The following is a 3,357-nucleotide window of genomic DNA, read 5'->3' as shown; positions in this document are numbered from 1 at the left end:
CCGCGTCCACGCCCTGGCCACCGCCCACCCCCTCTACCCCAACCTCGACCCGATGACCGGCAGGCAGTGACGCCCCAGCCGCCCCTGCTCGTCTCCGGTCCGGAGACGAGCAGGGGCGGCGATCGGGAGACGCCCGTTGATCGCCACCCTGACGGGGCCGCACCCTGCACGCGCTCGGGCGCCCGCGCAGAGCGGGAACCGTGAATGCGACTGCGGCGTCCGGAGGGGCGGGCGGCTCCGCCTGGGCGAGGCTGAAGACCCGTTCGTCCTCTGTGAGAGGGCCGATGGCTACCGGACCGTCGACCACGAGCTGTGGACTTCTGAGGCCGGGTCCCGGAACGGGTCCAAGCACCTCCTGACCGCGGATTGACGGAGGACACTCTTGACTGTCCGGAGCGGCACCGAGAGGTTCCGGCACGATCACACCCGAACGGTACCTGGATCATGAAGGGGTGATTCGCGGGCTGTTGACCCTCTGCTGACCGCGGTGTCAGGGTGCACTGTATCGCAAGGTCTCGATTTCCGTGGGCCCAGCATCGGGTTATCCCCTTCTCCGTTCTGGGCTGTGGTGCATCTCGATGGAAGGCATGGCCGTGACGGATCAGGAAGCCATTTTCGCTACTCGCGGGTCGGAGTCGTTCGGATCCGATCGGTCTCTACCCCAAGCGCCTGGGACTCCCCCGGGCACCTGGGCATCCCCTGGACACGGCGAGGACACGGGGTTCCTCTCCCCCGGGCCCGAGTCCCTGGAGGCCCGGCCCAGCGTCCCGGCGGTCTTGGTCGACACGCGCTTCGACCAGCGAGTGCGCTGGTCGCCGGGCGAACGACTGGATCACCTGTTCGAGGGGAAGGTCGACGAGCTGCTGCAGCACGGGCACCCGCATCGCCTCGCGGTGGACACCGGCGCCCTCGCGGTCACCTACGCGGATCTCGACGCGCGGGCCAACCGTCTCGCTCGTCATCTGAGACGACGCGGGGTCCGTTGCGGGGACCGCGTCGCGCTGTTGTCGGATCATCCATTGGACGGGTATACCGGCATGCTGGCCACGTTGAAGCTGAATGCCGCCTACGTGCCGCTTGACCCTGGTTTCCCCGTGGACCGTATCGCGTATATCTGCCGGGACGCCGGCGTCAGCGCTGTCCTGACGCGCTCCCTCCACGTGGAGACACTGGACGCGGTCGCGGCCACCGTGGTCGTCGTGGATGCCGAGGCCTCCGCCATCGCCGCCCAGCCCTCCGAGCGGCTCAGGCCGGAGGAGCGCGGACTCCCCGTCGATGAGCTGGCCTACGTGATCTACACCTCGGGCGCGAGGGGGCGACCCAAGGGGGTCGCCATCGAGCACGCGAGCATCTGCAACTTCGTGCGGGTCGCGGCCGAGGTCTACGGCATCACGGGTGAAGACCGGATCTATCAGGGCATGAGTATCGCCTTCGACTTCTCGGTCGAGGAGATCTGGGTGCCCTGGATGGCCGGTGCCACGATCGTGCCCAAGCCCCACGGGGCGCCCCTGATCGGCCAAGACCTACATGACTTCCTCCTCGATCTCCGGGTCACCGGCCTCTGCTGCGTCCCCACCCTGCTCGCCACACTGGACGACGATCTGCCTGACCTGCGGTTCGTGCTCGTCTCAGGCGAGCCGTGTCCCCACGACCTGATCACCCGCTGGCACCGGCCCGGCCTTCGGTTGGTGAACGCCTATGGCCCTCCGGAGGCCACCGTCACGGCTACGTGGACCACCCTGGACCCCCACGGCCGCGTGACCATCGGCATGCCCTTGCCGACCTATTCGGTGGTTCTCCTGGAACCCGGGTCCGAGCGGGTGGTTGCCCGGGGCGACACCGGGGAGATCTGCATCGGCGGTGTGGGACTCGCCGCGGGATACCTCAACCGTCCCGAGCTCACGGCGAAGGCGTTCATCCAGGACAGCGTCGGCCTGCCCAACAACCCGTCCGGTCGGATCTTCCGCACCGGCGACCTGGGCCGGATCGCTGCGGACGGGAACATCGAGTACCTGGGCCGTATCGACGACCGGGTCAGGGTCCGCGGTTACCGCATCGAACTCATCGAGATCGAATCGGTGCAGATGCTGCAGAGGGGTATCGCGACGGCGATCGTCCAGTCGTCCCTCCACCACCTTCCGTGGGCACGGGCGGCCAGGGTGCCACGGCCCTGACGCACCCATCGACGTGACCCCGGAGCGGCGGCGCGCTGCCCCGTCCTGCCTGGGTTGTTCACGTCCCACGGGGTGATTCCTGCACGGGCAGAGATGTCCACGCCCATGCCTGGGTGGCGTACTTCTCCGGAGCTGGTGTCCGATGCGCCGTCGATCACCGGACCCGAAGAGACCGTCCCGGTCCTGCCGCAGGCGCAGATCCGGCCGCTCACGAGGTCCGGACGCTCCCGAGGTCCGGACGCTCCCGAGGTCCGGACGGATCTCCGTGAGGAACCCCGGGCAGGCCTGGGCGTCATGGTGCAGCTCCGGACGACCACCACCCATGAGCCGTCAGTAGGCCAGCCTGCCCATACCGGTGGACGGCCCGGGTCCAGAACGAGCCCCCCACGGCGGATGGGCGCACCAGCAAGGGTTCGCCGCATGCTCAGTCGTCGGGTCACCGCGAGTGGTGAGGCCCTGGATGGGAAATGATGACGAGGTTCTGGGCCGGAGACGGGCTGTTCCCGTCAGTGGGTGCCGGCGAGCACCGACTGCGGCCGCGGGCTGCCGGCCTGGTCGTGGACCCGGACGTGGGCCAGGGCCAGCCGGGTCAGGGGGACCTCCACGCCGTACCGCTCCGCCGTGGCCACGAACTCCCCGAGCAGGTGTTCCCCCTCGTGCGAGAACCCGGCGGTCAGGTCCCGGTAGAGGGAGGAGGTGAACACGGACCCGGGTTCGGTGAACATCTCCAGGCTCGCCGCGTGCGCGGCGTCCGAGACGGGGTATCCGGCCGCCGCGGCGACCCGTTCGGTCTGGTCGATGACCTCCAGGACGAACTCCCTGCCGCCGGGGGTGGCCAGGATGGCGCCGATGGTGCCACGCATCAGGCACGTGGTGGTCCCCCCGGCCACGATGAAGGCCCACTTGTGCCACATCGCGGCCAGGACGTCCTCGTCCAGGACCAGGTCGTACCCCGGGACCGACAGTTCCTGCTGGACCCGGGCCGCCCGGTCAGTGTGCTGCCGGTCCTGTTCGCCAAAGATCATCGTGGCGCCCGGCTTGAACTGGAAGACCGCACCCTCCGGGGTGACCGTGGCGACCACACGGACGATCCCCCCGAGCACGGCACCGCGGCCGAAGCGGGCGTTCACCCGCTCCAGGTGGGCCATGCCGTTGAGCAGGGGCAGGATGGTGGTGTCCGGTC

The 3,357-nt window shown here is 69.3% G+C and carries 2 protein-coding genes; one reads left to right on the top strand and one right to left on the bottom strand.

Going from position 1 to position 3,357, the window contains the following annotated elements:
• Positions 1-776 precede the first annotated feature (776 nt).
• Positions 777-2,174: an amino acid adenylation domain-containing protein gene (locus tag Q0283_RS01715; protein WP_298042264.1), complete on the top strand. Its 1,398-nt coding sequence runs from the start codon at positions 777-779 to the stop codon at positions 2,172-2,174.
• Between the two features lie 506 nt (positions 2,175-2,680).
• On the opposite strand, the gene Q0283_RS01710 is transcribed toward Q0283_RS01715, so the two are convergent.
• On the bottom strand, positions 2,681-3,357 hold a 677-nt coding region (locus Q0283_RS01710), incomplete at its 5' end, for a ketopantoate reductase C-terminal domain-containing protein (RefSeq protein ID WP_298042262.1).

It is taken from the genome of uncultured Citricoccus sp. (genome assembly GCF_937871995.1).
Classification (GTDB): Bacteria; Actinomycetota; Actinomycetes; order Actinomycetales; family Micrococcaceae; genus Citricoccus.
Note: the sequence above shows the minus strand (reverse complement) of the source record. Positions and strands in the feature narration are given on the sequence as shown.